This is a genomic window from Altererythrobacter aquiaggeris (assembly GCF_037154015.1).
Classification (GTDB): Bacteria; Pseudomonadota; Alphaproteobacteria; order Sphingomonadales; family Sphingomonadaceae; genus Aestuarierythrobacter; species Aestuarierythrobacter aquiaggeris.
The window spans coordinates 1-26,946 of the sequence record NZ_JBANRL010000001.1 but is presented as its reverse complement, the minus strand read 5'-3'; the positions used below and the strand labels follow the sequence as shown (position 1 = coordinate 26,946).

Sequence of the window (26,946 nt, the reverse complement as noted above, 5' to 3'; positions counted from 1 at the left end):
CCCCCTTCAACCCCGAGCCGGGCAGTCTAGTCGTTATCGTCCTTGCCGGCTGGCTTGTCGCTATCACCTGCTTGTGCATCCGGCTTCTTCGGGCCGGCTTTCTTCACAGCCGGCTTCTTCTTCTTTGCTGAGGGCGCTTTGGGGGGCGCAGGCGTGACTTCGAAAGACGGCTTGCCATCCTTGACAGAAACGTGAACCTCGCCGCCGTCCACCAGCTTGCCGAACAGCAGTTCTTCGGCCAGCGGCTGCTTGATCTTGTCCTGGATCAGACGGGCCATCGGACGCGCACCGTATAGTTTGTCATAGCCCTTCTTGGCCAACCATTCACGGGCATCGGTATCGAACTGAATGTGCACATCCTGTTCGGCAAGTTGCAGTTCAAGCTGCAAGATAAACTTGTCCACGACCCGGCTGACAGTATTCGTGCCGAGATAGGAGAACGGCACAATTGCGTCGAGCCGGTTGCGAAATTCCGGTGAAAACATCTTCTTCACCGCTTCTTCACTCGCATCTTCCTTGGACACATCTCCGAAGCCGATACCTGTGCTTGCCATATCCGCAGCGCCGGCATTAGTAGTCATCACCAGGACCACATTGCGGAAGTCCACCGACTTGCCGTGCTGGTCGGTCAGACGGCCATTATCCATAACCTGCAACAGGATGTTGAAAAGGTCGGGGTGCGCCTTCTCGATTTCGTCAAGCAACAGAACGCAATGCGGATTCTGGTCGATCGCATCGGTCAGCAGACCGCCTTGGTCGAACCCGACATAACCCGGAGGGGCACCGATCAGGCGTGAGACACTGTGACGCTCCATATATTCGGACATGTCGAAGCGTTTGAGCTCGATGCCCATGATGCTGGCCAGTTGGCGCGCGACTTCGGTTTTGCCGACGCCGGTCGGACCGCTGAACAGGAACGAGCCGATGGGCTTGTCGGGATCACGCAATCCGGCACGGCTCAGCTTCATCGCTGTTGCCAGACGTTCAACCGCAGCATCCTGGCCGAATACGACCTGTTTCAGATCACGGTCGAGATGCTGGAGTACGCGCTTGTCATCCGTGCTCACCGATTTGGGCGGAATGCGCGCCATTGTCGCAATGACCTGTTCGATCTCGCGTGCAGTAATCTTTTTCTTCCGGCGGCTGGGCGGAACCAGCATTTGCATCGCGCCCACTTCGTCAATCACATCGATCGCCTTGTCCGGCAATTTCCGGTCATTGATATATCGGCTGGACAGTTCGACTGCTGATTTGATCGCGTCCGGTGTATATTTTACCCCGTGATGATCCTCGAACGCGCTGCGCAAACCCTTCAGGATCTTGATCGTGTCTTCGATCGTCGGCTCGTTCACATCGATTTTCTGAAACCGGCGCAGCAGAGCGCGGTCTTTTTCGAAATGATTGCGGAATTCCTTGTAGGTAGTCGATCCGACACAGCGGATCGCACCGCTTGACAGCGCAGGTTTCAGCAAATTTGACGCGTCCATCGCGCCGCCACTGGTCGCTCCGGCACCGATTACCGTGTGAATTTCGTCGATAAACAACACCGCATCGGGCATTTTTTCCAGTTCGTTGACCACCTGCTTCAGCCGCTCTTCAAAATCACCGCGATAGCGTGTGCCGGCCAGCAGCGCGCCCATGTCGAGCGAGTATATGACCGCATTCCTGAGCACATCGGGAACCTGACCTTCGACAATCTTGCGCGCCAGCCCTTCGGCGATGGCGGTTTTGCCGACGCCGGGATCACCCACATACAGCGGATTGTTTTTGCTGCGACGGCACAGGATCTGGATCGTCCGGTCAACTTCGGGGCCGCGACCGATGAGCGGGTCGATCCGTCCGGCCTCGGCCTTGGCATTGAGATTGACGGTAAACTGGTCGAGCGCGGACTCCTTCTTGCCCTTATCGGCAGTAGGATCGTTTTCGACCTGCGATTCTTCGCCCAACGGAACGCCTTTGTCCTCGATCTGTTTGCCGCCCTTGCCGATGCCGTGGCTGATGAAGCTTACCGCGTCGAGCCTGCTCATATCCTGCTGCTGCAGGAAATAGACAGCGTATGAATCACGTTCGGAGAACAGCGCGACCAGAACGTTGGCGCCGGTTACAGTGTCCTTGCCAGATGATTGAACGTGCAAAATCGCCCGCTGGATTACGCGCTGAAAACCTGCCGTCGGCTGCGGGTCCGCGCCGTCTTCGGTTTTAAGCGACTGGTATTCCTGATCGAGATACTGCTTCACCGCCTCGCGCAGTTCTCCCAGATCGACACCGCAAGATGTCATGACCTGGGCCGCATCCGTGTCTTCGACCAGCGCGAGCAGCAAATGCTCGAGCGTGGCGTATTCATGGCTTCGGTCCGACGCATTGGTCAGCGCCGCGTGGAGGGTCTTCTCGAGATTTTGGGCAAAGCTTGGCATTAAATCGCTTTCCTGGGAATTTTGATTGGCAGCGAGGCAATTATCCTGATGGTATCAGGGTATGCGACAGGCAGGTGAACACCGACTATATGGGTAGTCTTAACAGCATTGCGAGCGGCCCGATGCGGACAATTTGGCCAGCCGTTATTCATGGCTTGCCGCCAAACAATGCATCGGCCGCGCTTCTGTGTGAAGCCGATTTTTCGCGGTGCGCCCTGACTCTGGCGATTTCGGCTTCAAGCGAAATTATCCGCTCATCCAGTTCATGGAGCGAATAGCTATCGAGCAATTCACCGGAAAGCTTGCCGGCGGCATCACCCTTTGCGCGTGGGCGGTCATCTTCCATATCCCCTCCAGTGTCATGCGCGCATCGCTTGCTGTCAACACAGAGCGGGTGTAACTTTGCGCCGGAGAGGCGAATTCGCCACAGTTATCGAGTGCCGCAGGCTTGCTGCGCTTTGCTTTGACCGGGTCATATTTGCGGGAGGGGTGCATTGGGAGATTCCGGTCTGGCGGGCGGTGTCGGGCGAATCATCGCGGCGACCATCCTTTTGTTGCTGCCGCCTGGCTGCGTGGCCCAGCCCGCCCGCGCGCCATTCCCGGAAACCGCCAGCGGTTCCCCCACTTCCAGCGGTTCCCCCTACAGCGAAATTGCGGCGATCCGGACTTATGTGACGCAGCAGGCAGATAAATTGTGGCCGGGCCTTTCTGAAGCGCCGTTCGGAATTCTTCTGATCGAGGAAGACCGCGAGATATTATTGTGTGACGACCGCTTGCCCGGCGGGTTCGAACGGGCGTCAGGCCTGTTCGTAACCGGATGTTCTGCCGCAATCGGCCCGTCCAGCTGGCGCAATCGGCCCGTCCAGCTGGCGCAAACCGACATTTCTCGCCGCGATGCCCGCTTTTGGCCCGCCGTCGGTGGTGGTCATCGGAACGCCCCGGGCGACCAATTTGTCGCTTGCGCGGTGGCAGCTGACATTGGTGCACGAGCATTTTCATCAATGGCAATCGGCATTGCCCGACTATTACCCCCGCGTCGACGCACTCGGTTTGTCGGGCGGTGACGATACCGGGATGTGGATGCTTGATTACGCGTTCCCTTACACAGACCCCGCGACGGGATCCGCATATGCCGCTGCCGCATCTGCATTGAAGGCTGCACTACAAGCGCCGGACGGCGCCGCATTCACGGCGTCAAAGATGCAATATCTGGCAGCCAGAAACCGGCTGCAGAGAACGGTCAGCGATGCTGACTGGCGATATTTCGAATTCCAGCTTTGGCAGGAAGGGGTTGCCCGCTGGACCGAAATCGAACTCGGTCACAGGCACCCCGACGATACTATCCGAGCGGAGGCCGCCGCTTCCGGTAGACGGGTCCTGACCGATCTGACCGGTTCTGATCTTGCCGCCCGGCAACGGCTGGCGGTGTATGATTTCGGCGCGGCGGAGGCAATGTTGCTCGAGCGGATCGATCCGCGTTGGAGAGAAACATATCCCCGCACTCTCGCTTTAGGCGATCTTTTCAAATAGTTTGCGCAAAAATCGAAGGGCCCTGAAAATCACCTTACCTGAAACAATGACTGCAGTCGGCTTCGCTGAAGCCGGTGGGCCGGAAGTTCTTCGCGCATCCACCATCGATGTACCGCTGCCTGGCGCTGGCGAGGTTTTGGTGAAGGTCGCATTTGCCGGCGTGAACCGCCCCGACGTCATCCAGCGCCAGGGACACTATCCGGCGCCGCCCGGTGCATCGCCGATTCCGGGACTGGAGATCTCGGGCGAAGTCGTGACGTCAGGACAAGGCGTTGAAAATATTGTAAAAGGGCAGAAAGTATGCGCTCTGGTCACCGGGGGTGGCTATGCCGAATATTGTCTTGCAAAAGCTGCCCACTGCCTGCCGGTGCCCGAGGGATTGGACCTCGCAGAAGCTGCCGCACTCCCCGAAACGCTGTTCACAGTCTGGCATAATGTGTTCGAGCGCGGTTGGGCGACGGAGGGCGAAACCTTGCTGGTTCACGGCGGCACCAGCGGCATCGGCACAATGGCGATCAAGCTCGCGGGACTGTTCGGCATCAAAACCATCGTGACTTGCGGCAGCGACGCAAAGTGCGCGGCTGCAAAAAGGATCGGCGCGAATTTTGCCGTGAATTACAAATCGGCTGATTTCGTCGAGGAAGTGCAGTCCATTACCAGGGGCAAAGGTGTGGAAATCGTCCTTGATATGGTTTCAGGTGACTATGTATCCCGCAATTTGGGCTGCCTGGCGGAAGACGGGCGCCATGTCACCATCGCGGTGCTGGGCGGGATGAAGGCAGAGCTGAATATGGCAGTCATCATGGCGCGGCGATTTACGCTTACCGGGTCGACACTGCGCGCCAGGCCGGACGCCTTCAAGGCGCTTCTGGCGGATGAAATTCATACCAATGTGTGGGATTTTGTCGCCAGCGGCCAACTGCGTCCGGAAATGGACCGGATTTTTCCGCTCGTCGATGCGGCGGCTGCGCACCGCAGAATGGAAGCGGGTGATCATATCGGAAAGATCGTGCTGGCAGTCTGAAAGATTTCTTGGCGGTGACTCTGAATTGTCATCGTTTTGTGGCCGCCACGTCATATTTTGGCTCTATCGAACAATCAGACAACCGCAGATTTGCAAGGATTGCCGTGATGTTTGATGATCGTGTCCGCGAAATTCCTTCCTTTCGCGATTCCGTGCCGGACGGGATCCATCAAACCGAAGTGCTGCTTGAATCCAGGCTCGCTTCGGCTGTGATGGAAATATTTCTTCGAAAGAGACGCCCGACACTTGTTTGATGCGTATCTGCTTGCCGTTTGGCAGGTGATCGCCTACATCGTCCCGGCACAGGCCGCTCCGCAAGGGGCGGCCCTTATATTTTCTACGGAGACGAAACTTGTCCCAGCCCACACCACTAATGCCTCATGCGACCGCGTCATGGTTGGTCGACCATACTTCGCTAGGCTTTGAACAGATCGCAGATTTCTGCGGTTTGCATATTCTCGAAGTTCAGGCGATGGCCGATGATCTGGCGAGCAGCAAATACACTGGCCGAGACCCGTTGCATTCGGGTGAATTGACTCAGGCGGAAATCGACAAGGGTCAGGCCGATCCCGAATACAAACTGCAGATGCAGAAGGCCCCGGTGCAGGTCAGCCGCACAAAAGGCCCGCGCTATACCCCTGTATCGAAGCGGCAGGACAAGCCCGACGGGATTGCGTGGATCCTGCGCAGCCATCCTGAAATTTCTGATGCACAAATTTCGAAACTGATCGGTACCACCCGCAATACCATCAATGCGATCCGCGACCGGACCCACTGGAACATCCAGAATATTCAGGCAAAAGATCCGGTAACACTCGGTCTTTGCTCGCAGCGCGAACTTGACTCAGTTGTAGCAAAGGCGGCCAAAAAGGCCGGTATTGAGGACGAAGCGCCCGCAGATGCCCGCCTCGGAACGGACAAGGAAGCCTTGATCGCTGAACTGAAGCAGGAACGGGTCGATGCGGCAAAGGCTGCGGTCGAAGCCGCTCAGGAAGCCGAAGCGGCGGCCTGGCTGGTTGCCAAGCGCGCAGGTGAGGCCGCCGAAGGCGAGACGCCCGTTGCAGGCGCTCCTGACGAAGAACCTGCAGCACCGGGCGAGTAAATTTAAAGCCATTGACGATCAAACGGGCCGCGTCACGCCCGGCGAGGAACGGCGCGGCCCTTTTTGGTGCAATTTTCGTAAGTTGCAGGGCAAAATTTCCTTGCTCTGCCGCCATCGGTTCGGCACAATATTAACATGAATGTCAGTAGCGCACCCGATCATCCCGACGCAGATGTCTATCAGCACCCCTGTGCTTGGGACATGGATTTTCCGCCGCTAACCCTGCCGCAAATGCTTGAGAACAGTGTCAGGCGGGCACCCGCTGCGCCGATGATCATGTTCATGGGCCGCACGTACAGCTATTCCCAAATCATGGCCGAAGCGCGGGGGTTTGCCGCCGGGTTGCAGGCCGCCGGAATCGAACGCGGTGACCGGATCGGTTTGTTCCTGCCCAATGTCCCGATCTATCCGGCCGCATATTACGGCGCGATGATCGCCGGCTGCGCGGTCGTGAATTTCTCGCCGCTCTATTCGGCTGAGGAACTCGCCCACCAGGTCGAAGATTCCGGTACGAAGATGCTGGTGACGATGGATGTGCCGGCACTGTTGCCAACCGCTCTGGAAGTGCTTGGGGCTTCCTCGCTCAGCTACCTGCTCGTCGGCCGACTTCCGGACATGCTTCCCGCCATCAAGGGGTATGCACTGCGCCTGCTCGGCCGCAAACAACTGACTGCCATACCCGCGCGCAAGGATGTATTACGCTGGGCAGAATTTGCTCGCGGCAATCCGTCTCCCGTGGAAATTTCCGCCGATGATCTGGCATTGCTGCAATATACAGGCGGCACGACCGGAACGCCGAAGGGCGCGATGCTGACACACCAGAATCTGAGCGCAAATGCGCGGCAGGTCGATGCGATCGATCCGTTCACCGACATCGAGGATATCATTCTTGGTGTGTTGCCGATGTTTCATGTCTTCGCGAACACCTGCGTGTTGAACCGGACTATTTTGAAGGGCGGTTGCATGGCTTTGCTTCCGCGCTTCGATGCGGGGCAAGCGCTGAAGACGCTGGCCAAAGTCGGCGCGACCGCCTTTCCGGGTGTTCCGACGATGTATCAGGCACTGCTTGACCATCCGGATTTTGCGAAAACGGATTTTTCCTCGCTCCAAGTATGCATATCCGGCGGTGCCCCGCTGCCGGCACCGGTGCGCGAAGCCTTTCAGGAAAAGAGCCGCGCGCTGTTGGTCGAGGGTTACGGCCTGACTGAAAGTTCGGGTGTGGTCTCCACGAATCCCTATCAGGGTGAAAACCGCCCGGGCACAATCGGCCAACCACTGCCCCGGACGCGGGTTATGTTGCTGGACAAGGAAAATCCGGCAATCGCGGCTGCTGCGGGTGAGCCCGGCGAACTTGTCGTTATTGGCCCGCAGATTATGGGAGGATACTGGAACCGCCCCGATGCTGCGGAAACTGCTTTCGCGCAGTTTAATGGCGAGCGGTGGCTTCGCACCGGCGATATCGCGATGATCGACAGCGAAGGTTACATGAAAATCGTTGACCGCAGCAAGGACATGATTGCGGTCGGAGGGTTCAAGGTATTTCCGAGCCGGATAGAGGCCGTGCTGGTTGAACATGAGGCGGTTAAAGAAGCCTTGGTCCTGGGTGTACCGGATGATTATCTGGGTGAGGTTCCCAACGCCTATATTACTCTGAACGACGGGGCCGACACCAGTGCAGATAGTCTGAAAACGTGGCTCAACCCGCAAGTGGGCAAGCATGAGCGCGTGGCCGAAATTGTCATCCGAAACGAACTGCCGAAAACGATGATCGGCAAGCTGGACCGCAAGGCGTTGCGCGCTGAGGTTCTTTAGCGGGTCTGCGGAAATTGAGGCGTTTTTAGCCCGCCAGTTTAGCCTGCCAGCGTCAGATGCGGCTCGTCGCCACCATCCTTTGATTTGTCGGTTGTAACTACCGCGGGGGGCGCTTGCCTGGCAGGAGCAGTGGCCGCTTTCTTCGGTGCGAACCGCCCTTCAACTGCGGCGCCCTGTTCAATCGTCAGGGCATCGTAATTCACATCGCCTTCGATATGCGCGGACTTGAGCACCACCAGTTCGCGGGCAGTAATTGATCCGGCCACGCGGCCCGCAAGCCGGGCGCTTTCGGCGGTGATCGCGCCAATGACTTCGCTGCCTTCACCCTGCACCAGGTTCGAACAGGCGATGTCGCCTTCGATCCGGCCGTCCACATGCAGGTCCGCGCTCGCGCTGATGTTGCCTTTTATGGTCACATCGCTGCCGATGACGGAAAAGGTCGCTCCATTGCCGGACGGCCTAACCATTGGCGCGGGTCCCTGGCCGGTCTCTGCGGGCTTCTTCAAGAACATCGGGTGCAGTCTCCAGAAACGGGCGCGGATTAACGGCGCGGTTGTTGATGCGCACTTCAAAGTGCAGATGTGGACCGGTTGAACGGCCGGTGTTGCCGATTGCGCCGATTATCGCGCCAGCCTCGACCGTTTGGCCAACCGATGCGGCAAAGCGTGACATGTGGGCATACCGTGTCATCAGGCCGTTTCCATGGGTTACCTCGACGACTTTGCCGTAGCCTCCCTTGTAACCGACATAGCTGACCCTACCCTTTGCAGCGGCAAATATCGGGGCGCCGGTCGGACCTTTGAAGTCCATCCCGTTATGCATTGCCGCCCCTCCGGTAATCGGGTCGCGGCGATAGCCATAGCTGGAGGATAAGGTGGCAACTCTGGCCGGACGGATTTGCGGAATTGCGTCGAGCCCGTTTTCAAGTGCTTCCATGCGCGCCAGGCTCAGGCCCAGACGTTCAAAGCGCGGATCTAGCGAACCATCGCTCTCGGTAGAAAGGTTGAGCAGCGGGCCACCCATCGCCTGCCGGCGGGAAGAGGCCATCATCGATTTCGGGTCGAGACCAAGTTTGCGAAGCGCTGTTTCCGCGCGCGCAGCGCGGCGATCTGCATAACGTGTAAGGCGCTCGACATAAGCAAGCTGCCGCGCTTCGATGAGCGCGAGGCCGGCGGCCTCGGGAATGGACGAACTGACTTTCGAGATCGTCTTGGCAGCTTCGGTCGAAGAATCGCTGACGGTTTCGCCTTTGCGCATATCTTCCGGGAGCGATTCGGTGAATTCTTCCAGCACATCCTGACGGCGTTTCAGATCGTCAGCCACTGCGTCAATATTCTGGCGATAGGCAGTCACGCGGCTTTCAGCCTTCGCCACCGCTGCTTGCTTGCCTAGCAGAGCCATTCGGTCAGCCTGCGCGTTATATTGCGCGAACGCCATAATCGCCATCGAGACGGTCCAGAACAGCAATGCCGCAACGACCGTACCGGCAGCGATTATCTGCAGGCGTGATGAAATTTTGATAAATCGAACCTGTCCCTGCGACCGCATGAAAAATTCACGATCGGGAAACCAGGCACGCAAGCGGTCAAATTTGCCACTAGCGGCAGATGCGTCAGTCAAATCGAGACCCCCAAGGTCCGTTTACGGGTTGGCCGGATCGCTAACAGGCGTTTCGGGGCTGGTCGAATCCAACCGTGCCAAGACTCGCCGAGTCGAAAGAGTCGCGGGGTGAAACGTTGTTTCATTCGATTATTTTGTTGCTCTGGCAGGAACAAATCGGTGCCAGACGTGTTGCGCGATGCCAAATTTCACCACCTGACAGCCATGAGGTGTGCTGCTAGGCATCATTTATGGACGATCAAACGCAAATTGCGGGAAATGCGGTTGAACTGGTCCACGGTCTCGCCCGGGCTGGCCGGAGCGCGCAGCGTGCTCTCGCCGCGGCGAGCGACGCGGAAAAAGCGGCTGCGCTCGGCGCCGCAGCATCGGCGTTACGCGAGGCAAGCAGCGATATTCTTGCAGCGAACGAAAAAGATCTCGATTCCGCCAGGCACGCCGGTGTTTCCGCAGCGATGTTGGACCGTCTCGCGCTTGATGAAAACCGCTTGCGCGCGATTGCCGATGCGGTTGACGCGGTTGCGGGGTTACCCGATCCGGTCGGCCAGGTAATCGACCATTCTACACGTCCCAACGGGCTGTTGCTTAGCCGCGTGCGTGTGCCCATCGGTCTGCTCGGGATTATTTACGAAAGCCGGCCGAATGTAACTGCGGATGCCGCTGCCTTATGTGTGCGCGCGGGTAATGCAGTTTTGCTGCGCGGCGGCAGCGAGGCGGTGCATTCCAACCACGCCATTCATGCGGCGATGCAGCAAGGGCTGGTTTCACAAGGCCTGCCAGCGGCAGCAGTGCAAATTCTGCCGACCCAGGACCGTGCAGCGGTGGGCGCGATGTTGCGGGCCGCCGGTCTGATTGATCTGATCGTGCCGCGCGGGGGCAAAGGCCTTGTCGCGCGCGTTCAAGCAGATGCGCGCGTGCCGGTGTTGGCGCATCTGGACGGAATTTGTCACACGTATGTCCATTCGGCGGCCGATCCTTCGATGGCGCGTGATGTTGTCATCAATGCGAAAATGCGGCGAACCGGCGTTTGCGGAGCGATGGAGACGCTGCTGCTCGATACCTCCTTTCCTGCATCGGAGGCGATTATTGAAAGCCTGATCGAACAGGGGTGCACGATTGTCGGCGATGCGCGGGCGCAGGCGCTCGATCGCAGAATATCCGCCGCCGATCATGCTGACTGGGACACCGAATATCTCGCCGCCCGGCTGTCGGTCCGGGTAGTTGACGGTATTGAGGCTGCGTTGGACCACATAGCCGCGCATTCCTCTGCCCACACAGATGCGATCATCACCGCTGATGACGCAGCTGCGAATCGCTTCCTTTCCGAAGTCGATTCGGCAATCGTTATGGTCAATGCGTCCAGCCAGTTTGCCGATGGCGGGGAGTTCGGACTCGGTGCGGAAATCGGAATTGCCACTGGCAGACTGCACGCCCGAGGGCCCGTGGCGCTTGAAGGTTTGACGACATATAAATGGCTCGTGCGCGGCTCTGGCCAAACTCGCGCCTGACCGCTTTATGATCCGCACCGGTCTTTTGGGAGGCAGCTTCAATCCGGCCCATGGCGGGCATCGCCGGGTCAGTCTTTTTGCGCTACAGGCACTTGGTCTGGACGAAGTGTGGTGGCTGGTTTCCCCCGGTAATCCGCTTAAACCGAAGCGGGGAATGGCTCCGCTGGCCGCACGCGTGAAAGCGGCGCAGAAAATGACCGGCCGCGCTCCGATCAAAGTAACCGCGATCGAACGGGAGCTTGGTTCTACATATACTGTCGATACGCTTTCCGCCCTCAATCGCCGGTTTGCAAAGCGCGACTTTGTCTGGTTGATGGGCGCCGATAATCTAGCCCAGTTCCACCGCTGGAAACGCTGGCGCGAAATTGCCCGCACCATGCCGATTGCGGTGATCGCAAGGCCCGGCTATGATAGCCAGGCTACCGCGAGCCCCGCGATGGCCTGGCTAGGGCGCTACCGTGTTCCCGCTGCCAGCTTTTCCGCAGCGCAGCGATGGAGCGCACCGACACTGGTCCAATTACGTTTCGATCCCGATTCCCGTTCTGCCACGGCCATCCGCCGCGCAGACCCGGACTGGGCAAGCCGCTTCGGTGGTGCCGTGCCCAGGGACCAAATCACGCGCAATCTCATTCCATATACGCAGACGGATCTTTCGGCATGATCAGCCGGATGGTCCACGTGCGTTGCAGCATAATTTTCAGGAGCTAACCACCGCCGATGACACAGGCGTCACATACATCCCCAGCCGATGCTTCAGTAGCAGGCCGCGCCGCCGGAGGGGCCAACCTCTCTGCCAAGCGCGATCCGGAAGCACTTCACGCGATGATCCTCAAACAACTGGATGATGATCAGGCGCAGGAGGTGGTCTCGATCCCTCTCGAGGGTAAGTCCAGCATTGCCGATTATATGGTGATCGCATCGGGCCGTTCCACGCGGCAGGTTGCCTCCATCGCGCAGAAGATGGCTGAAACAGTCAAAAAGGCCGGCTTTGGTCCCGTCCGTCTGGAAGGGCTACCGGCGGCTGACTGGGTCTTGCTCGACGCGGGCGATGTGGTTTTGCACCTGTTCCGGCCCGAAGTTCGCAGTTTCTACAATCTTGAACGCATGTGGGCGATTGGTGACGACAGCGAAGATTGGAAAAAGGGCCGTAACGAAGGGGTCTGATCTACCATGCTGCTACACGTTGTGGCGCGCGGGAAAATCGCCCGCTCTCCCGAGGCGGAACTTTCGCGCCGCTACGAGAAGCGCATTACGTGGCCGCTCAAACTGACCGAATTGCCCGAAACGGGAGGCAAGGTCGCTGACCCGCTAACCCCTGCCAAAACCGTATTACTTGATGAACGCGGTAAAGATATGGATTCGGCAGAATTTGCCCGGATACTTGGTGCGTGGCGTGATGATGGCGTGCGCGAAGCGCGCTTTGTGCTGGGCGCCGCTGACGGACACACGCGCGAAGAACGCGCATCGGCAGATTTGCTGCTTGCATTCGGCAAGGCGACCTGGCCCCACCTTCTGGCGCGGGCAATGGTAATGGAACAACTGTACCGCGCGACAGCAATCCTTGCCGGACATCCCTATCATCGGGCATGACGGAATGGTCATGAGGTCAAACCGCCAACGCATATACTGGACAATAATACCCGTACTTGCCGCTACCGCATTTGGCGCTCTGCAATATAGCGCGTCGGCCCAGCGTCCTGTCGTTTTCGGAAATGCGGCGGAAACGCGCGCGGATTTGCAGCGGGCACAGGCACAATCGACCGCCGCCCGGTTGCGCGCAGACCGGCTGGAAGCCGAAGCCGACAACGCCAGCCAGGCTGCGGAAAAGACCGCACGCGAAGCCGCCGCCCTTGCTGCGCGGGTTCAGCAGGCAGAAGCCGGTATCGCCATGGCAGAAGCGCGCATAGCCTTGATTGACGGCCAGCAAACCGCTCTCAGGGCCCGCCTTGCAAAGCGCCAGCAGCCGCTGGTCCGGCTGACCGGTGCGCTTCAGAAATTATCCCGCCGGCCGCTTGCGCTTTCTGCTCTGCGTCCGGGATCTGTCCGGGACATTGTGTATCTGCGCGCCATGCTGTCCAGCACGGTCCCGCAAGTTGCGCATCGCACCGCTGCGTTGCGCGGCGAGATTGACCGGGCGCGCCAGCTGGAACGGGAGACCCGCCAGGCCGTGACCGCTTTGCGTGATAGCGAAACCCGGTTGAGCGAACGCAAGATCGACCTTGCCGGGCTTGAGACAAGCCAGCGTCTGGCATCGCGCAGAGCCAGCGGTAGCGCCGATCGGGAGGCGGAAAGGGCACTCGCTCTGGCCGAAGAAGCGCGCGATCTGGACAATCTGGTGGGCACATTGGACGAGGCGGGTAAACTGCGTGACGAACTTGCACTTTTGGACGGGCCGGTTTTGCGCCCTTCCCAGGGCGCAGCAGCAATCGCCGCGGCGCCCCAGCCATCACCGGTTGCCACATCCCGTATCGGGGCACCATCACCCTATCTGATGCCCGTAGCAGGGCGGACAATTTCGGGGTTCGGTTCCCCGACGGTGGCAGGAGTGAAGGCAAAGGGCATCACGCTTGCTCCGGCTGGCGGTGCGCAGGTCGTGTCACCCGCCGCGGGAAGGGTGGCCTTTGCCGGAATTTACCGCGGATATGGCCGGATCGTGATTATCGAACACGCGGGCAACTGGATCAGTCTGGTGACCGGCCTTGCCCGCACCGATGTGGGGGTAGGAGAACAGCTGGTTGCAGGGGCCCCTTTGGGCGTTGCCAAGCCCGGGCGGCCCGAAGTTCTGCTGGAATTGAGGCGAGACGGGATTCCGGTCAACCCGGCTGAATTTGTCAGCTAACCGGTTTTACAGGCACTTAAATACCATGATAGTTCCTGTACCAGCGGACAAAAGCGGGCACTCCGACTTCTATCGGGGTCGCCGGGTTGTATCCCAGATCGGACCGGATCGCATCGATATCGGCATAGGTTTTCTGTACGTCGCCCGGCTGCATCGGCAGCATTTCCATCCGCGCCTTCGTGCCGCAGGCGTCTTCCAGCAGCCCGATAACCTTCATCAGATTTTCCGAGCGGTTGTTGCCGATATTGTAAATTGCGTGCGGCTTCACACTGCCGCCTGCCTTGGCCGCACCATCATCGGGCGGCGGTTTATCGAGACATGCAACAACGCCCGAAACGATGTCATCCACATAGGTAAAGTCGCGGTACATATCGCCGTGATTGAAAACCGGTATGGTTTCGCCCGCCAGTATCTTGCGGGTGAAAATCCACATCATCATGTCGGGCCGGCCCCACGGTCCATAGACAGTGAAAAAGCGCAACCCGGTCAACGGGATGCGATAGAGATGGGCGTAAGTCTCGCTCATCAGCTCATCGGCTTTTTTCGTCGCTGCATATAACGATAGCGGGTGATCGACCTGATCATCGACGGAGAAAGGTAGTTTGGTGTTTCCCCCGTAAACGGAGGAAGAACTGGCATAAACCATGTGCGAGGTTTCGCGGCGGCGCGCGATCTCGAGCATATTGAGGTGTCCAGCCAGATTGGCTGAAACATAGGCATGCGGGTTCTCGATGGAGTAGCGGACCCCGGCCTGCGCCCCGAGATGCGCGATCCGGTCGAAACTTTCACCCGCCAGCGTTTCTTCCAGCATTGCCATGTCCGAAAAATCGCATTGATGAAATGCGAACTGCGTCCCGCCTTCCTGGCGCAACTGTGCCAGCCGGTCCTGCTTCAGAGAGACCTGATAATAATCGTTGAGATTATCGATCCCGATCACTTCATCGCCGCGCGCAATCAACGTCCGGGCAAGAGCAGCGCCTATAAATCCGGCCGTTCCGGTGATGAGTACGCGCATGGGTCGGTCCTGTTGCTGCTGCGGGTCGTGTTCCTGCATTAGCGCCAAATGATGACCATGCCAGCTACGCCCACGCGATATTCCCTGCGCGGAATGTCTGTCCCGCATTAATACGCGGGGGAAATCCTCATCTGGCGTTCAGCAGGAATGAACGATAGATAGTAACGTAACGAAAGGCCCACTCCATGAAGTTTGCTGGAATTATCCGCTCCGCCGCATTGGTGACCGCAGTCGCGCTCATCCCCGCCACCACTGCCGGGTTTGCCCAGGTTGATGGGCGGGCGGGTCCCGAATTTGCAAAACTTTTCGCGACTTATCAGCGGATCAAGGCGAGTTATGTCGAGCCGGTCGATGATGAAAAGCTGATTCGCGGTGCCATTGACGGGATGCTCGCCTCGCTCGATCCGCATTCATCATATCTAGATGGCGCCACTCTGGAGCGCATGGAAACCATGATCGACGGAAATTATTCCGGGCTCGGGCTTTCGGTAATCCATGATGAGGGTGCGGTAAAAATTATTTCGCCGTTCCGCGGCAGCCCTGCCGAACAGGCCGGAATCAAGGCCGGGGACTTTATTACCCATCTCGATGGCAAGCTGATTTATGGCGGCACACTGGATGATGCGGTCAAGCAAATGCGCGGTGAAGCGGGTACAAGCATCCGGCTGACCATCTTCCGGCCGGGCCGCGATGAACCTTTCGACGTGTCGGTGACGCGCGGCGTGATCGAACTGGAACCGGTGACGCATGAACTTGCGACAGGAAATATCGGCGTCATCACAGTCAATGAATTTTCGCGCGACGTCGGCCGCGATGTTTATGAAGCATGGAACACGCTGAAGCGCGATGCGACCGGCCGTATGAACGGGCTGGTGCTTGATTTGCGCCGAAATCCTGGCGGCTCGCTCGACGAGGCCGTGGCGCTTTCCGACCTGTTTCTCGATAAGGGGCGGATCGTATCGCAGCGCGGCCGATCGAAAAGCGAAAACCTGTATTACGAAGCGGAATCGATGTTCCGCGGGGATATTGCTTCGGGGATCCCGCTGGTTGTCTTGATCGACGCCGGATCGGCTTCCGCTTCCGAGATTGTAGCCGGCGCATTGCAGGACCAGCACCGTGCCGTGATTATGGGCGAACGCAGCTTTGGCAAGGGCAGTGTCCAGACCCTGTTGCCACTCACCCGGGACAGCGCGCTTAAGCTGACCACCGCGCGCTATTATACGCCTGCTGGCCGGTCGGTGCAGGAAGGCGGCATCAACCCTGATATCCGCGTTCCGCAGCTGTCGGATCCCGATGCGGCGAAACGAGCCAAATATGCCATGCGCGAAAGCGATCTGCGCGGGCATCTGGTTAATGAACTCGGGATCAAGGACGAAGACCTGGAACGCGACAAGGCGATTGATCCGCGCTTTACGCAAACCTCGGAAGAACTGAAGGAACAGGGCATCGAGGATTTCCAGTTGCATTATGCGCTGCAAACCCTGCGCCGCACCGGCGGAAACGCGGTTGCGGCGCGCAACTGACAAAGCGCTGCGATAGTGCCGCCGACTGACGGATCAGCGATCAAAGCCGCGCAGCGGATTGCTGTTGGCGTGCCTGCATTGCTGCTGGCGGGGGCGTATTTGTCGCAATATGGTTTTGGCCTGTTCCCCTGCGAAATGTGCTGGTGGCAGCGGTGGCCGCACTTCGCCGGTCTGGGTTTTGCAATTGCCGGCCTGCTGGCGGCGCCGAAGCGGATGTGGCTTGCGCTTGCTGCGACTGCGATATCGGTATCGGGCCTGATTGGCGGTTTTCACGCCGGGGTCGAATATGGCTGGTGGCAAGGCATTACCGGCTGCGCTTCGTCAGTGCCGCAGGGCGGGGATGCCCTCGAAGCGATCATCAATGCGCCGCTCGTGCGCTGCGACCGGGCACCATGGGCCTTGTGGGGCGTTTCACTGGCAGGTTGGAATTTCCTGATTTCGACCCTGTCCGCGACCGTAATATTCATACTGCTTGGAAACCGCAAATGACTCAACGCACGCCCGCAGGCAAACCTGACATCCACCGTATGATCCGCGTCGATCAGGCAGGTGAATTTGGCGCGACCCGGATTTATGCCGGGCAATTGGCGGTTATGGGAACGCGCGGCGCGCATTCACAGGAAATCGAAGGTATGGCAGCACAAGAGGCTGTCCATCGCGAAAAATTCGATGCGCTGATGGCACGGCGCGGAGTGCGGCCCACCGCGCTGCAGCCTGTCTGGTCGGTGGCAGGTTATGCCCTGGGCGCCGCGACCGCTATGCTGGGGCCGAAGGCGGCAATGGCGTGCACCGCAGCGGTCGAAACGGAGATCGATAAGCACTATTCCGATCAGCTCGAAGAACTTTCCGCGAGCGGGGACGACCCGGAACTTGCCGCCATGATCGCGGAATTTCGCGAAGATGAGCGGGAACACCATGCGGCCGCCATCGCTGCAGGCGCAGAGGAGACCCCGGGGTACCCGCTTTTATCAGGCGCAATCCGCCTGGGTTGCCGGATCGCGATCAAGGTTTCCGAACGGATTTAGTAATTTCGGTGGCCGGGGAACCGGCTGGCGCGATCATTCGCTTCATTGCATATTCAGCGCGTCTGGCGCTTGATGCCGGATTAATCGTATGAAAGGTTTGACCATGTCCCGATCGTTAGCTGCAGCCATTCTGGCAACCGGAGCCTTGTTCGCCCCCGGACAAGTGGCCGCTGCGCAGGACCGTGATTATGCAGTCAACCAGCTGGTAATTTATGATGATCAGGAATGTCCGTCCTCCACTGACGAGATTATCACCGTCTGCGTCAGGTTGAGCGACCAATACCGGATCCCGGAAAATTTGCGTCAAAGCGATGATCCGTCAAACGAACCCTGGACGCGGCGGGTCGAATCGATGGAAATGGTCGGCGCATTTGGAATTCTGTCCTGTAGTCCGGTGGGATCCGGCGGCGAGACCGGCTGCACCCAGCAACTGATCAATGCGGCATATGGCGAAAAAGCCAACGCACCCAATATCCGCTTTGGTCAGTTGATCGAGGATGCGCGGCAGGAACGGCTGTCTGCAATCGATGAAGATGCTGAAGAAACGCAGCGCCGGGTCGAATCGCTCGAACGCCAGTATATGGAACGTCTGGAACGCGAACGGACGGGCAATCTGCCGGGCGAACAGGTTTCCGGAGAACCTGCCCCAGTTGCAGAGGTCCCCGTGGGCGGAGATATCGCCGCCCAAGCCTCGGGTGAAGACGCTCCGCAATAAGGCAAACGCGGTCTTAACCCTCACGCGCTAAGGGCATCTGCATGACCGCGCGCAAAATCCTCACCATATTCGGTACCCGTCCCGAAGCTATCAAGCTTTTCCCGCTTGCCCATGTGCTGGAGGATGACACGCGCTTCGTGTCGCGCATCTGCGTTTCGGGCCAGCACCGCGACATGCTCGATCAGGTTTTGCGAATTGCCGCAATTACGCCGCACCATGATCTTGATCTGATGCGCCCTGATCAATCGCTTGATAGCCTGACTGCGGCGCTGCTCACCGGTCTTGGCAAAATAATGGATGAAGAACAGCCCGATTGGGTTGTTGTCCAAGGTGATACTGCGACAGCCATGTCGGGCGCTCTGGCAGCTTATTACCGCAAAATACCCGTATGCCATGTCGAGGCAGGGTTGCGCAGCGGCGATATATATCAGCCGTGGCCCGAAGAAGTGAACCGCAAGGTCATAGGTTCCATCGCGGCGCTACATTGCGCGCCAACCCAAACGTCAGCGGCGGCGCTGCGGCTTGAAAACACAGCTGCGGACACCATCCACGTTACCGGCAACACGGTTATCGATGCGCTGCAATGGGTTACGGCGCGAATAGCAGCAGAGCCTGCGCTCGCCGCAGGGTTGGCCGATATCGAAGCAAGGTTCGCGGGCAAGCGGATTGTCGGAGTAACCAGCCACCGCCGTGAAAATTTCGGTGGCGGGCTTGAAGCGATCGCCGAAGCGGTTCGCAGGATTGCGCAGCGCGGCGATGTTGCGCTGGTCTTTCCGGTGCACCCCAATCCCGCCGTTCGGACGGTAATGAACGAGGCGCTGGGCGGGCTGGATAATGTGGCGCTGATCGAACCGCTCGATTATCTCCATTTTGCGCGTCTGCTCGACATCTCGGCATTGATGTTGACCGACAGTGGCGGCGTTCAGGAAGAAGCGCCTGCGCTGGGAAAGCCGGTACTGGTCATGCGTGAAACGACCGAGCGGCCCGAGGGTATCGAGGCCGGCACTGCCAAATTGGTCGGCACAAACGCAGATACAATCGTGGCCGAAACCGAACGCCTGCTCGACGATGACCACGCTTATTCCGCGATGGCGCGGGCGCATAATCCCTTCGGCGACGGCCATTCATCAGCGCGGATCGCGGACTTGCTCGGGCGCGCCTGAAACGCGGAAAATATTGCCCGTCTGGCGGTATCGTTACCGCTATCTTTACCGCTTTGCGGCATGACCTCCTGCGAACATAAATGAAAAGGTCTGCCATGCGCGGCGAAACATCAATTGAAACCTGTGTGGTAGGTCTGGGCTATATCGGACTGCCTACGGCTGCCGTGATTGCGCGTTCCGGCGTGCGTGTGCACGGGGTGGATGTCACACAAACGGTCGTCGATACGATCAACCGCGGAGAAATCCATATCGAAGAAGCCGATCTCGACGGGTTGGTCCACGCAGCCGTGAAAAGCGGGTTGCTGACCGCGACCACGCATGTCCGACCTGCGGATGTGTTTGTGATTGCGGTGCCGACACCGTTTGAAAAAGACGGCAACCACACACCCGATATTTCCCATGTACTGTCCGCCGCGACCGAAGTTGCCGGAGTGCTCAAATGCGGCGATACCATCATTCTTGAATCGACCTCGCCGGTTGGCACGACGGAGAAAATGCGCGATTTGATCGCCGGGTTACGCCCCGATCTTAAACTGCCGGGCGTGTCTGCCGATACGCCGGACGTATCCATTGCCTATTGTCCAGAGCGTGTTTTGCCAGGCCATATAATCGAAGAACTGACCAACAATGACCGCTCGATCGGCGGAATTACGCCGCGCTGCGCCCGCAAGGCGCTCACATTTTACAAACGGTTCGTACGCGGAACCTGCGTGATCACCGACGCCCGCAGCGCTGAAATGACGAAGCTGGTCGAAAACGCTTATCGCGACACCAACATCGCCTTTGCCAATGAACTTTCGATGATCGCCGATGAGACCGGCCTTGATGTGTGGGAAGTGATCAAACTGGCGAACCGGCACCCGCGCGTGAATATCCTTCAACCGGGCCCCGGTGTGGGTGGGCACTGCATCGCAGTCGATCCGTGGTTCATCGTCAACAGCGCACCCGCGCAGGCCCGCATGATCCGCATGGCGCGCGATGTGAATGACGCCAAGATGCACCACGTCATCGCGAGGGCAACAAAGCTGGTGGAAGATAATCCGGGCATACCTGTTGCCTGCCTGGGGCTGGCATTTAAAGCCAACATCGATGATTTCCGCGAAAGCCCCGCGCGCTTTGTCGCAGCCAGTCTCGCGCGCAAGTTTTCCTCGCGTATCAAGATTGTCGAACCCTATGCGCAGGAATTGCCGCCAGAATTTAATGGAACCGGTGCGGAATTAATCGATGTTGATGCAGCGCTGGAAACTTGCGGCATCATGATCGTTTTGGTGGATCATGACGTTTTCCGTGTAATCCCCGCTGAAGAACGCGGCCACATCATCGCTTACGATACACGCGGTATCTGGCCCGATGCCGCAAAAACCGCACCCGCGCCGGGTCTGCGTCTGGCCGGCTGACAATGGCTGAAATGGTAGCCAGACGGCCTAATCATCGCGGTATAAAAAACAAACTTGGGAATGTTGAGCCTGACAACCGTCTGCGGAGCAAAGCGTCTTCCCGCATTAAAACGTTACTGAGGCCGCGATCGCAGCGATGGAATAGAGCGAGCAACTTCGGGACCGGTGAATCGGGCCGCTCGTGACGGTATTTCCTGCGCGACCTGTGATCGTATATGGTCGGTGTAATCCACCACCTCGATGGCGGTTGTCAGGCCGTGGCGGCTGGGTATTTAACGGGGCTGGCTCTGCCCCACGCGTGTCTGTCGATTTGCAACCTCATAGGGTGACGTCGCATTAGCAGCAGGATCATAATCGCGGTCGATTCTGTTACGAATGCGATTTTCGACCCGATTATTGATCCGCGAGTTAATACGACCCAAGGGATCGGCGATCGCCGCAGCGTCTTGCGCTGTCAGGCGCTTGCCGACTTCGCCAACCCCGGTGTCAGCGGTGCGGGCAGACCGTTGCATTCCTTCATTCTGAGTTTCCGCCTCGTCACTGGCATCCGCATCTTCGGCGGCTTGAAAGCGAGGCGATACTTGCGCAGATGCGGGCGCGGCAAACCCGACACACGCTGCCACTGCGCCTACCAACGCCCATTTGTTCGAATTGGCACTGATCATTGATCTTCTCCCGCTGGAGTGAGCGACGCCCGTTCTATCTGACCCGAGACGCCGTTAATGTCATCCGATGCACGCGCTATCAGGGACAGTGTCTGCATCGTGCAGTCTCTCGAAACGCTCACCTGCCCTTCGAATGCGCCGCCGGCTACATCCGAATTGAGGACATCGACCCGTCCCAGCTCGCGGCCGTCCTGGCAAAACAGCGCCCAATAGGGGCGCGTCCGGTCCGGTTGGACGATGCCGCGACTGCGCCCTTCAATACGATATGTTCCCGGTGGGAGTAGCAGTGTTTGCTGCACCAGCGTGCCGCCGGTTCCGGGCGGCAGCGAGAAATCCAGCAAGCCAACCTTCCCCTTTTGTAAAATAGCAGCGGAAATTCCCGGCTGGGCGCTTGGAGTCCAATCGAAGGCAGAGCGAATGCCAGCATTTAATGCAAATTCTGGGTCGCTCGAACGGTTACGTTTCGCACCGCTGCGGAATTTTGAATAATAGGCCCAAGCCTGCTTGGTATCTCCCTCTGCCAGCAGACGATTTACCAAGGCTGCGCGCAAGTCGTTGGTGACCGGCAGACCCACCGACTCGCCCTCGCGAAAGAACGCCACGCCCGCTGCTGGCGCGATCTCGCTAGTAGCAATTTGGTACAAAAAGCTTTCGGTCCAGACAGGTTTGCTTTCCATTATCGGCAGCAAACCAGCGCGCACTTTGGGTTCGGCCAGCGCGGCGACCAGATTTGGCAGTAACAAGTCCGGCGCTGCCTTGGAGGTTCGAAGGGCGATATCGTAGCTGCGCAGGGCAGCGGCGATATCGCCGCGACTGACCGCCTCTTCTATTGCCCAGATTTGCGACCGAAGTTCACGCCGTGAGAGCAGCAGGGAATATTGAAAAACCTTCCTCGCGCCCTCGGTATCGCCACGCAATTGCGCCTGTAGCCCAAGCACGTTGAGCGCATCGACTGCGGTGGGATCCTCGCGCAGCGAAGCGCGCGCAAGCCGCGCCGGGTCCGAATCCTGAGCCTCTGTCGGCGTCATCGTCAGTTTTTGTTGCGCGCTAGCGGCGAGAATGACGCCATTGTTCGGCGCAAGGATAGCCGCGCGCGACGGATCGGCCAGTTCGATAACCTGTGCCAAAGACCCGCTTACGCTCAGCAGGCCGACAGTGCTGGCACCCGATGCGAGCGCCAAGCGGCCCAACCAGTTTCGCCGCGAGCGGCGCGGGGCCGAGCGATGCGAGGATGAGGAGCGGCGCCGCTTCTGCATTAGGCCGGCTCGGTTTTCGCGTCTCGCCCGTAACCATAACCATAATCATAATCATAGCCGAGATGCGCCTTGCGGGCGTCGAATTTGGTGACGATTCCCCCGAAGACCTTAACCTTGCCACTCGCCAGCCGATTGAGCGCGGTCTTTATTTGTGTGGAGCGAATTCCATGTGATTCGACCGCATAAATGACGCCTTCCATTTGTGAACCGATCAATGGCGCATCGGCGAGACCAAGCACCGGCGGGCTGTCAACCACGACGTGATCGTAAGTGTCCAGCAGTCGTTCGATTAACTGGGAAAGGCGATTTCCGGTAAGGAGTTCGGCCGCGTTGGGCGGTATTGGACCGGATGTCATGGCATCGACACCCAAATTCTCGATTTGGAAAATGAGCCCTTCCAGTGCGTCTTCGCCAGTGAGAAAATTACTCAGTCCGCGATCATGGTTGACGCCGGCAAGCTGGTGAACCGATGGCGAGCGCATGTCGCCGTCCACCAAAATGACCTTGCGCCCTTGGCGCGACAGGATCGTGGCGAGTGACAGCGCGGTCGTGGACTTGCCTTCGCCGGGACGGGTAGAGGTCACCGAAAATGCGCGCGGGATGCCATGTTCGGTTGTAAAGGCGAGATTAGTCTGGATCGCCAGATAAGCATCGACAAGGGCAGACTTTCTATCGAGCAGGGCTTCCGTAGGGGTCTCGTCCTCCACCTTTGGAACCGACCCCAGCAATGGCAGGCCGAGCCGGCGCTGCAATTCGGTCGGGTCACCGATGGATTCGTCAAGCTGCTCAAGACCCAGCGCCATCGCAATGCCAATCATGAGACCGCCAAGCACGGCTATCAGCATATTGAGAATTAAGTTGGGGCTCGACGGGTTTTGCGGGACATCGGCAAGATCCACGATAGCAACATTGTTAACGCCGACACCGCCGGCGATACCGATTTCCTCGAACCGCTTGAGAAGCCCATCGTAAAGGGCTTGGTTGGTGTCGACTTCTTGTTCAAAAATATTATATTGAATCGAGCGCCGGCGCAGATCAAGAAATTCTTCTTTTAAAGCGGCCACCTTTGTTTCCAGCGCGTTTTCACGTTGGACCGCTTGGCGATATTCAGCTTGCACCGAGCCTGAAACGCGCGTTTCCTCGCGCGCAATCGCGCTATCCAGCGCACTGATTTGCTGTTTGATTTCCCGCGCTGCAGGATAACCCGGTTCAAAGCGGACCATAAGTTGCTGATATTCTGCAGCCAATTCGGCCCGCCGCTGACGCAAATTGTTGATCGCAGTGTTGTCGAGGGCTGCAACGGTGCTGCCAGCGCTGCCTGCCTGCCGGAAGCGAGATTCCGCAGCGATGCGGTCGGCAATTGCCTCGCTTAGTGCCGAATTGAGCGTAGCGAGGTTGTCCGCAATGATCGGACGCTCCTGAGCGCCTGCGCTGGTGGCCGGAAGGTTGATAATTTCTTGGGCAGAAGCATAGCCTACCAACCGCCGCTGAGATTCGTCGAGCCGCTGCTTGTAATCGGTCAACTGCCGCTGAAGAGCGTCGCGTCCGTAAGAGGTCGACTGAAGTTTGCGTTCCAGATTGGATTCGATGAAATTTTTGGCCCAAGCATTGGAGACGGCGGCGGAGAATGCGGCATCGGGGCTGGTGAATCGGATGTCCACTAGTCGCGACAGGCGAGTGGGATCGACACTAATGTTCGCGAGCAACACCTCGCCTGCAATCCGCTGACGTTCTGCCCGGCCCTGCGCCGGAAAACGACCGTTACTTATTTGAAAGGCTGCCTCGCCAGCTTTCGCGGCGCCGAACATTTCAAAAAATTTGGGATCGTCGACCAAATTCAATTCATTAGCTACCCGCTCAGCGAGGCTTCGAGCGCGCAGCAGGCCATATTGGGTCTGATAGAACTCTTGATCGGCGATGCTGGTTTCGCGTTCGACCCCTTCGAAGCTTGTGACCTGGTCCGACTCGCGCAGGATCTCGATCGTCGAGGCGGCAGTGTATTGCGGGGTCATCAGCAAGGTGGCAACGAGGCCTAGCGCCGCCGCGGCGATGGTTGCCCCGAGAATTACCCAGCGCCAGCGCAATGCAATACGCATATAATGCTGCAGAACGGAACGTTCCTCAAATGCGGCTGGCGCATTGTACGGCGCATCAGCCTCAGAATTTTGATCGAAGCGTCGATCTTCGCGACTGTTTGTCAGAATGTTCATAATCTTAAGGTGTCGTACGCTGTAAAATTGCTATGACCGGCGCGGCCAGAAGCGGAGCCAAACCGATAATGTCGCGGAACCGCCGCCTCTGCGGACTGTCACCGACTACAATCAGATCGTTGGCGTAAATATCAGGATCTGCATAAAGGCCCCGGCGGATAGCGCCGATGTTGTAGAGGCCGGCAAGCCGCTGGCCATCGACGGTACGGAGGATAACGACATCGTCCTGCTTGGCGAATTCGGTCAGGCCACGGGCTGAAGCGACCGCACGCAGCAATGTCATCTGATTAGTTACCGGATAAAGCCCTGGCTCCACAACTTGGCCATCCACTGTCACAACCTGGCTGACCGAACTGTTGATGTTGATGGTCACATCAGGATCGCGAATGAAATTCCGGGCCAGTGCGACTTCTATGTCGCGCGCGAGTTCGGAAGAGGTCTTACCCCCGGCATCGACCGCCCCGATCAGCGGCATTGCGATCCGGCCGCTGGTATCAACCTGCATTTGGCCGCCCAGTTCGGGAATGCCGAAAACGCGCACGGTGATGGTATCGAGCGGACCAATCAGGGCGACCCGGTCGGTTGCGTCCAAGTCGCCGCGGCTTGGCGCAGGAAGCACCATGCTAGATTCAATTACGGTAAGATCGGAAGTCGACTGGATGGGCGGTTGCCCAGCGCACCCGACTAGGCCAAGACTGACCATTAGGCTTAGGAAAAAATTACGCATTTTGAGATCAGAGGTCCAGTTACCCACGAGATTGGGTCGTATAGGGGCGAGGCGAGTGCACGTAAAGAGAAGATCCAGCTGTGTGACAGTGATTTTAATAATCCGCTCGCATTGAAAGCGGGGCACGCAACTGGTCATGCAAATCCGCCTAAAAGCCATAAAATGCAGCGTGGGCAAAACAAACGCCAATGAGAATAATGGCGGGAAATGGTCGGCAAAGCGGCATTGCGCGACCGGTGCCGGGTGGTGGGGAGACGTTATGCTATTTCATGCTTTGCGCAACTCCGATTGTGGCATTAGTAGGCCCATGGTCCATCTGAGAACATCACGCCCCATCGCCCGCAAAGTCGAACTGCTTTTTGCACCCCTGCTCCTTGCCGGATGCGGTGCCGATACAGCGGCTCCGGTTCCTAGTGAGAAGGTCGGGCAGGCGCGCCAATTTAGCGATGAGGACAAGCGGGCTGCCGTGGCTCTCTCCGTGGGCAGTGTACAGGCGCTGTCGGCAGAAACGAGTGCCTACATCCGGTCACTTTCGTGCAGTATCGCGCTGGATTCCTTGTATGCACAAATGTCTGAAGGCGGCCAGCTCGATCCGGCAATGTTAAACGCTGTCGAGCAGGTGCGCACTGTTTACAACAGCCGGGTCCAGCAACTCGGCGCCGCCGAGAGCAAATCAAGTGCCGACATTGCGGCCGACCGCCAACAGCGCGCCGAAGAAATTCCTGAGCAGCGCGAACGCGGCCAAATCGCCATCGGTTGCTTGCGCGCCATGACATGACCTGATCAACGAACACCCGTGTCCTGCTGCTTGTCGGTAGGTGATCATTCGTGTGTTTGTAGTCATCAAGACCCGAAGAGTTTGCACAAACGGAAAGTGCGGCGCGGGTTCTTGTGGCTGCAACTGCGGAGTATTCCGCCAATGCGACTGCACAGGCCGAAGCGCGAAATCCAGGGTTTATCCTGGATCGATTTCTGTCTCCCCGGCTCGCGGTGCGCTATCCGGTAGAGAGTCCCCACGATCACACCCTTTTCAATCGGACTGCTGGCGATCGCAAACTGCTGCGGGGTTGAAAAGCATAATTCGCGTTACTCGGCGACAGGATCTCCACACTCTCCGCCTCCGTGCAATTTGATTTCCGTCCGCGAGGAATTCGGCGGTGTGCGGACGGTCATTGTGCGGGATCTGGGAGGCATTGATTCCAGATTTATAAACAACGCAGTTCATTGGTGCCTCAATCCATGACAACTATTCGGTTTGCGTGGAGAAAGGAATTGTCTATTCGCCCGCGCATGTCTCGTCATTCCACCGCAGCATCCGGTCGCGCATCGTCCCTGTCCTTCTGGATGCTCGTCGCTTTCCTCGCAATTCTGTGGGTAGCGGGCGGCGCCTCGCGCGCTGATGTG

General features: G+C 58.5%; 26 protein-coding genes. 16 read left to right on the top strand and 10 right to left on the bottom strand.

What is annotated here, in order from left to right; all coding sequences use genetic code 11:
• Positions 1 to 26: 26 nt before the first annotated feature.
• The 3 genes from clpA to WFP06_RS00120 form a co-directional block, all read right to left on the bottom strand.
• Positions 27 to 2,414 carry an ATP-dependent Clp protease ATP-binding subunit ClpA gene (gene clpA / locus WFP06_RS00130; RefSeq protein WP_336985231.1) on the bottom strand — a complete coding sequence of 796 codons (2,388 nt, stop codon included), beginning with the start codon at positions 2,412 to 2,414 and terminating at the stop codon, positions 27 to 29.
• A gap of 148 nt (positions 2,415 to 2,562) precedes the next feature.
• Complete coding sequence (locus tag WFP06_RS00125) at positions 2,563 to 2,760, bottom strand: DUF1192 domain-containing protein (protein WP_336985230.1); 198 nt, start codon at positions 2,758 to 2,760, stop codon at positions 2,563 to 2,565.
• 451 nt (positions 2,761 to 3,211) lie between these two features.
• Positions 3,212 to 3,343, bottom strand: coding sequence for a hypothetical protein (locus tag WFP06_RS00120; protein WP_336985229.1), 132 nt, complete (start codon positions 3,341 to 3,343; stop codon positions 3,212 to 3,214).
• On the opposite strand from WFP06_RS00120, the gene WFP06_RS00115 reads away from it, so the two are divergent.
• From WFP06_RS00115 to WFP06_RS00100, 4 genes are all read left to right on the top strand, one after another.
• Positions 3,333 to 3,944, top strand: a complete 612-nt coding sequence (locus WFP06_RS00115; protein WP_336985228.1) for a hypothetical protein — start codon at positions 3,333 to 3,335, stop codon at positions 3,942 to 3,944. The two genes, WFP06_RS00120 and WFP06_RS00115, sit on opposite strands and share 11 nt — an antisense overlap.
• A 46-nt stretch (positions 3,945 to 3,990) precedes the next feature.
• The gene (locus WFP06_RS00110) at positions 3,991 to 4,968 is read left to right on the top strand and encodes an NAD(P)H-quinone oxidoreductase (protein WP_336985227.1); all 978 of its coding nucleotides are present in this window, start codon (positions 3,991 to 3,993) and stop codon (positions 4,966 to 4,968) included.
• A 373-nt stretch (positions 4,969 to 5,341) separates the two neighbouring features.
• Positions 5,342 to 6,070 (top strand): DUF1013 domain-containing protein, encoded by a 729-nt coding sequence (locus tag WFP06_RS00105; protein ID WP_336985226.1) that lies wholly within the window; start codon positions 5,342 to 5,344, stop codon positions 6,068 to 6,070.
• A gap of 135 nt (positions 6,071 to 6,205) precedes the next feature.
• Entirely contained in the window at positions 6,206 to 7,882 is a 1,677-nt protein-coding gene (locus tag WFP06_RS00100) for an AMP-binding protein (RefSeq protein WP_336985225.1), read from the top strand.
• Between the two features lie 38 nt (positions 7,883 to 7,920).
• On the opposite strand, the gene WFP06_RS00095 is transcribed toward WFP06_RS00100, so the two are convergent.
• Positions 7,921 to 8,349 carry a bactofilin family protein gene (locus tag WFP06_RS00095; protein ID WP_336985224.1) on the bottom strand — a complete coding sequence of 143 codons (429 nt, stop codon included), beginning with the start codon at positions 8,347 to 8,349 and terminating at the stop codon, positions 7,921 to 7,923.
• Entirely contained in the window at positions 8,342 to 9,430 is a 1,089-nt protein-coding gene (locus WFP06_RS00090; RefSeq protein ID WP_336987587.1) for a M23 family metallopeptidase, read from the bottom strand. The genes WFP06_RS00095 and WFP06_RS00090 overlap by 8 nt, the downstream gene beginning before the upstream one ends.
• A 302-nt stretch (positions 9,431 to 9,732) precedes the next feature.
• Here WFP06_RS00090 and WFP06_RS00085 point away from each other — a divergent pair, with 302 nt between their 5' ends.
• From WFP06_RS00085 to WFP06_RS00065, 5 genes are read left to right on the top strand one after another with little or no spacing between them, the layout of a single operon-like run.
• Positions 9,733 to 11,007, top strand: a complete 1,275-nt coding sequence (locus tag WFP06_RS00085) for a glutamate-5-semialdehyde dehydrogenase (protein WP_336985223.1) — start codon at positions 9,733 to 9,735, stop codon at positions 11,005 to 11,007.
• Between the two features lie 7 nt (positions 11,008 to 11,014).
• Positions 11,015 to 11,668, top strand: coding sequence for a nicotinate-nucleotide adenylyltransferase (locus WFP06_RS00080; RefSeq protein ID WP_336985222.1), 654 nt, complete (start codon positions 11,015 to 11,017; stop codon positions 11,666 to 11,668).
• A gap of 56 nt (positions 11,669 to 11,724) precedes the next feature.
• Positions 11,725 to 12,171 carry a ribosome silencing factor gene (gene rsfS / locus WFP06_RS00075; RefSeq protein WP_419716206.1) on the top strand — a complete coding sequence of 149 codons (447 nt, stop codon included), beginning with the start codon at positions 11,725 to 11,727 and terminating at the stop codon, positions 12,169 to 12,171.
• A gap of 6 nt (positions 12,172 to 12,177) precedes the next feature.
• Entirely contained in the window at positions 12,178 to 12,597 is a 420-nt protein-coding gene (locus tag WFP06_RS00070) for a 23S rRNA (pseudouridine(1915)-N(3))-methyltransferase RlmH (protein ID WP_336985221.1), read from the top strand.
• Positions 12,598 to 12,607: 10 nt separating this feature from the next.
• Positions 12,608 to 13,846, top strand: a complete 1,239-nt coding sequence (locus WFP06_RS00065) for a murein hydrolase activator EnvC family protein (RefSeq protein ID WP_336985220.1) — start codon at positions 12,608 to 12,610, stop codon at positions 13,844 to 13,846.
• Positions 13,847 to 13,862: 16 nt separating this feature from the next.
• Here the strand turns inward: WFP06_RS00065 and WFP06_RS00060 are convergent, their stop codons facing one another.
• A complete protein-coding gene (locus tag WFP06_RS00060) occupies positions 13,863 to 14,861 on the bottom strand; it encodes an SDR family NAD(P)-dependent oxidoreductase (protein ID WP_336985219.1) in 999 nt (332 codons plus the stop codon).
• 185 nt (positions 14,862 to 15,046) lie between these two features.
• On the opposite strand from WFP06_RS00060, the gene WFP06_RS00055 reads away from it, so the two are divergent.
• From WFP06_RS00055 to wecC, 6 genes are all read left to right on the top strand, one after another.
• Positions 15,047 to 16,384 carry a S41 family peptidase gene (locus tag WFP06_RS00055; RefSeq protein WP_336985218.1) on the top strand — a complete coding sequence of 446 codons (1,338 nt, stop codon included), beginning with the start codon at positions 15,047 to 15,049 and terminating at the stop codon, positions 16,382 to 16,384.
• A 15-nt stretch (positions 16,385 to 16,399) separates the two neighbouring features.
• On the top strand, positions 16,400 to 16,873 hold the full coding sequence (locus WFP06_RS00050; RefSeq protein WP_336985217.1) for a disulfide bond formation protein B: 474 nt from the start codon (positions 16,400 to 16,402) through the stop codon (positions 16,871 to 16,873).
• Positions 16,870 to 17,409: a demethoxyubiquinone hydroxylase family protein gene (locus WFP06_RS00045; protein WP_336985216.1), complete on the top strand. Its 540-nt coding sequence runs from the start codon at positions 16,870 to 16,872 to the stop codon at positions 17,407 to 17,409. The genes WFP06_RS00050 and WFP06_RS00045 overlap by 4 nt, the downstream gene beginning before the upstream one ends.
• Before the next feature lie 103 nt (positions 17,410 to 17,512).
• The gene (locus WFP06_RS00040; RefSeq protein ID WP_336985215.1) at positions 17,513 to 18,124 is read left to right on the top strand and encodes a hypothetical protein; all 612 of its coding nucleotides are present in this window, start codon (positions 17,513 to 17,515) and stop codon (positions 18,122 to 18,124) included.
• Between the two features lie 41 nt (positions 18,125 to 18,165).
• A complete protein-coding gene (wecB, locus tag WFP06_RS00035; RefSeq protein WP_336985214.1) occupies positions 18,166 to 19,287 on the top strand; it encodes a non-hydrolyzing UDP-N-acetylglucosamine 2-epimerase in 1,122 nt (373 codons plus the stop codon).
• A gap of 95 nt (positions 19,288 to 19,382) precedes the next feature.
• On the top strand, positions 19,383 to 20,684 hold the full coding sequence (gene wecC / locus WFP06_RS00030; RefSeq protein WP_419716232.1) for a UDP-N-acetyl-D-mannosamine dehydrogenase: 1,302 nt from the start codon (positions 19,383 to 19,385) through the stop codon (positions 20,682 to 20,684).
• A 272-nt stretch (positions 20,685 to 20,956) separates the two neighbouring features.
• Here the strand turns inward: wecC and WFP06_RS00025 are convergent, their stop codons facing one another.
• The 4 genes from WFP06_RS00025 to WFP06_RS00010 form a co-directional block, all read right to left on the bottom strand.
• A complete protein-coding gene (locus WFP06_RS00025) occupies positions 20,957 to 21,349 on the bottom strand; it encodes a hypothetical protein (protein WP_336985212.1) in 393 nt (130 codons plus the stop codon).
• Positions 21,346 to 22,530 carry a tetratricopeptide repeat protein gene (locus WFP06_RS00020; RefSeq protein WP_336985211.1) on the bottom strand — a complete coding sequence of 395 codons (1,185 nt, stop codon included), beginning with the start codon at positions 22,528 to 22,530 and terminating at the stop codon, positions 21,346 to 21,348. The genes WFP06_RS00025 and WFP06_RS00020 overlap by 4 nt, the downstream gene beginning before the upstream one ends.
• Before the next feature lie 74 nt (positions 22,531 to 22,604).
• Entirely contained in the window at positions 22,605 to 24,815 is a 2,211-nt protein-coding gene (locus WFP06_RS00015; RefSeq protein ID WP_336985210.1) for a GumC family protein, read from the bottom strand.
• A 4-nt stretch (positions 24,816 to 24,819) separates the two neighbouring features.
• Entirely contained in the window at positions 24,820 to 25,437 is a 618-nt protein-coding gene (locus tag WFP06_RS00010) for a polysaccharide biosynthesis/export family protein (RefSeq protein WP_336985209.1), read from the bottom strand.
• A 241-nt stretch (positions 25,438 to 25,678) separates the two neighbouring features.
• Between WFP06_RS00010 and WFP06_RS00005 the strand changes: the two genes are divergently transcribed.
• Positions 25,679 to 26,320, top strand: a complete 642-nt coding sequence (locus WFP06_RS00005) for a hypothetical protein (protein ID WP_336985208.1) — start codon at positions 25,679 to 25,681, stop codon at positions 26,318 to 26,320.
• The last annotated feature ends 626 nt before the right edge of the window (positions 26,321 to 26,946 follow it).

Coding starts and splice junctions, on each gene's coding strand:
- WFP06_RS00070 (WP_336985221.1), top strand. CDS start 12,178: ATGCTGCTACACGTTGTGGCGCGCGGGAAAATCGCCCGCTCTCCCGAG.
- WFP06_RS00090 (WP_336987587.1), bottom strand. CDS start 9,430: ATGCGGTCGCAGGGACAGGTTCGATTTATCAAAATTTCATCACGCCTG.
- WFP06_RS00010 (WP_336985209.1), bottom strand. CDS start 25,437: ATGGTGCTTCCTGCGCCAAGCCGCGGCGACTTGGACGCAACCGACCGG.
- WFP06_RS00125 (WP_336985230.1), bottom strand. CDS start 2,760: ATGGAAGATGACCGCCCACGCGCAAAGGGTGATGCCGCCGGCAAGCTT.
- WFP06_RS00015 (WP_336985210.1), bottom strand. CDS start 24,815: ATGAACATTCTGACAAACAGTCGCGAAGATCGACGCTTCGATCAAAAT.
- rsfS (WP_419716206.1), top strand. CDS start 11,725: ATGACACAGGCGTCACATACATCCCCAGCCGATGCTTCAGTAGCAGGC.
- WFP06_RS00065 (WP_336985220.1), top strand. CDS start 12,608: ATGAGGTCAAACCGCCAACGCATATACTGGACAATAATACCCGTACTT.
- WFP06_RS00085 (WP_336985223.1), top strand. CDS start 9,733: ATGGACGATCAAACGCAAATTGCGGGAAATGCGGTTGAACTGGTCCAC.
- WFP06_RS00095 (WP_336985224.1), bottom strand. CDS start 8,349: ATGGTTAGGCCGTCCGGCAATGGAGCGACCTTTTCCGTCATCGGCAGC.
- wecB (WP_336985214.1), top strand. CDS start 18,166: ATGACCGCGCGCAAAATCCTCACCATATTCGGTACCCGTCCCGAAGCT.
- WFP06_RS00005 (WP_336985208.1), top strand. CDS start 25,679: ATGCAAATCCGCCTAAAAGCCATAAAATGCAGCGTGGGCAAAACAAAC.
- WFP06_RS00105 (WP_336985226.1), top strand. CDS start 5,342: ATGCCTCATGCGACCGCGTCATGGTTGGTCGACCATACTTCGCTAGGC.
- WFP06_RS00060 (WP_336985219.1), bottom strand. CDS start 14,861: ATGCGCGTACTCATCACCGGAACGGCCGGATTTATAGGCGCTGCTCTT.
- WFP06_RS00055 (WP_336985218.1), top strand. CDS start 15,047: ATGAAGTTTGCTGGAATTATCCGCTCCGCCGCATTGGTGACCGCAGTC.
- WFP06_RS00110 (WP_336985227.1), top strand. CDS start 3,991: ATGACTGCAGTCGGCTTCGCTGAAGCCGGTGGGCCGGAAGTTCTTCGC.
- WFP06_RS00045 (WP_336985216.1), top strand. CDS start 16,870: ATGACTCAACGCACGCCCGCAGGCAAACCTGACATCCACCGTATGATC.
- clpA (WP_336985231.1), bottom strand. CDS start 2,414: ATGCCAAGCTTTGCCCAAAATCTCGAGAAGACCCTCCACGCGGCGCTG.
- wecC (WP_419716232.1), top strand. CDS start 19,383: ATGCGCGGCGAAACATCAATTGAAACCTGTGTGGTAGGTCTGGGCTAT.
- WFP06_RS00080 (WP_336985222.1), top strand. CDS start 11,015: ATGATCCGCACCGGTCTTTTGGGAGGCAGCTTCAATCCGGCCCATGGC.
- WFP06_RS00025 (WP_336985212.1), bottom strand. CDS start 21,349: ATGATCAGTGCCAATTCGAACAAATGGGCGTTGGTAGGCGCAGTGGCA.
- WFP06_RS00100 (WP_336985225.1), top strand. CDS start 6,206: ATGAATGTCAGTAGCGCACCCGATCATCCCGACGCAGATGTCTATCAG.
- WFP06_RS00120 (WP_336985229.1), bottom strand. CDS start 3,343: ATGACCACCACCGACGGCGGGCCAAAAGCGGGCATCGCGGCGAGAAAT.
- WFP06_RS00040 (WP_336985215.1), top strand. CDS start 17,513: ATGTCCCGATCGTTAGCTGCAGCCATTCTGGCAACCGGAGCCTTGTTC.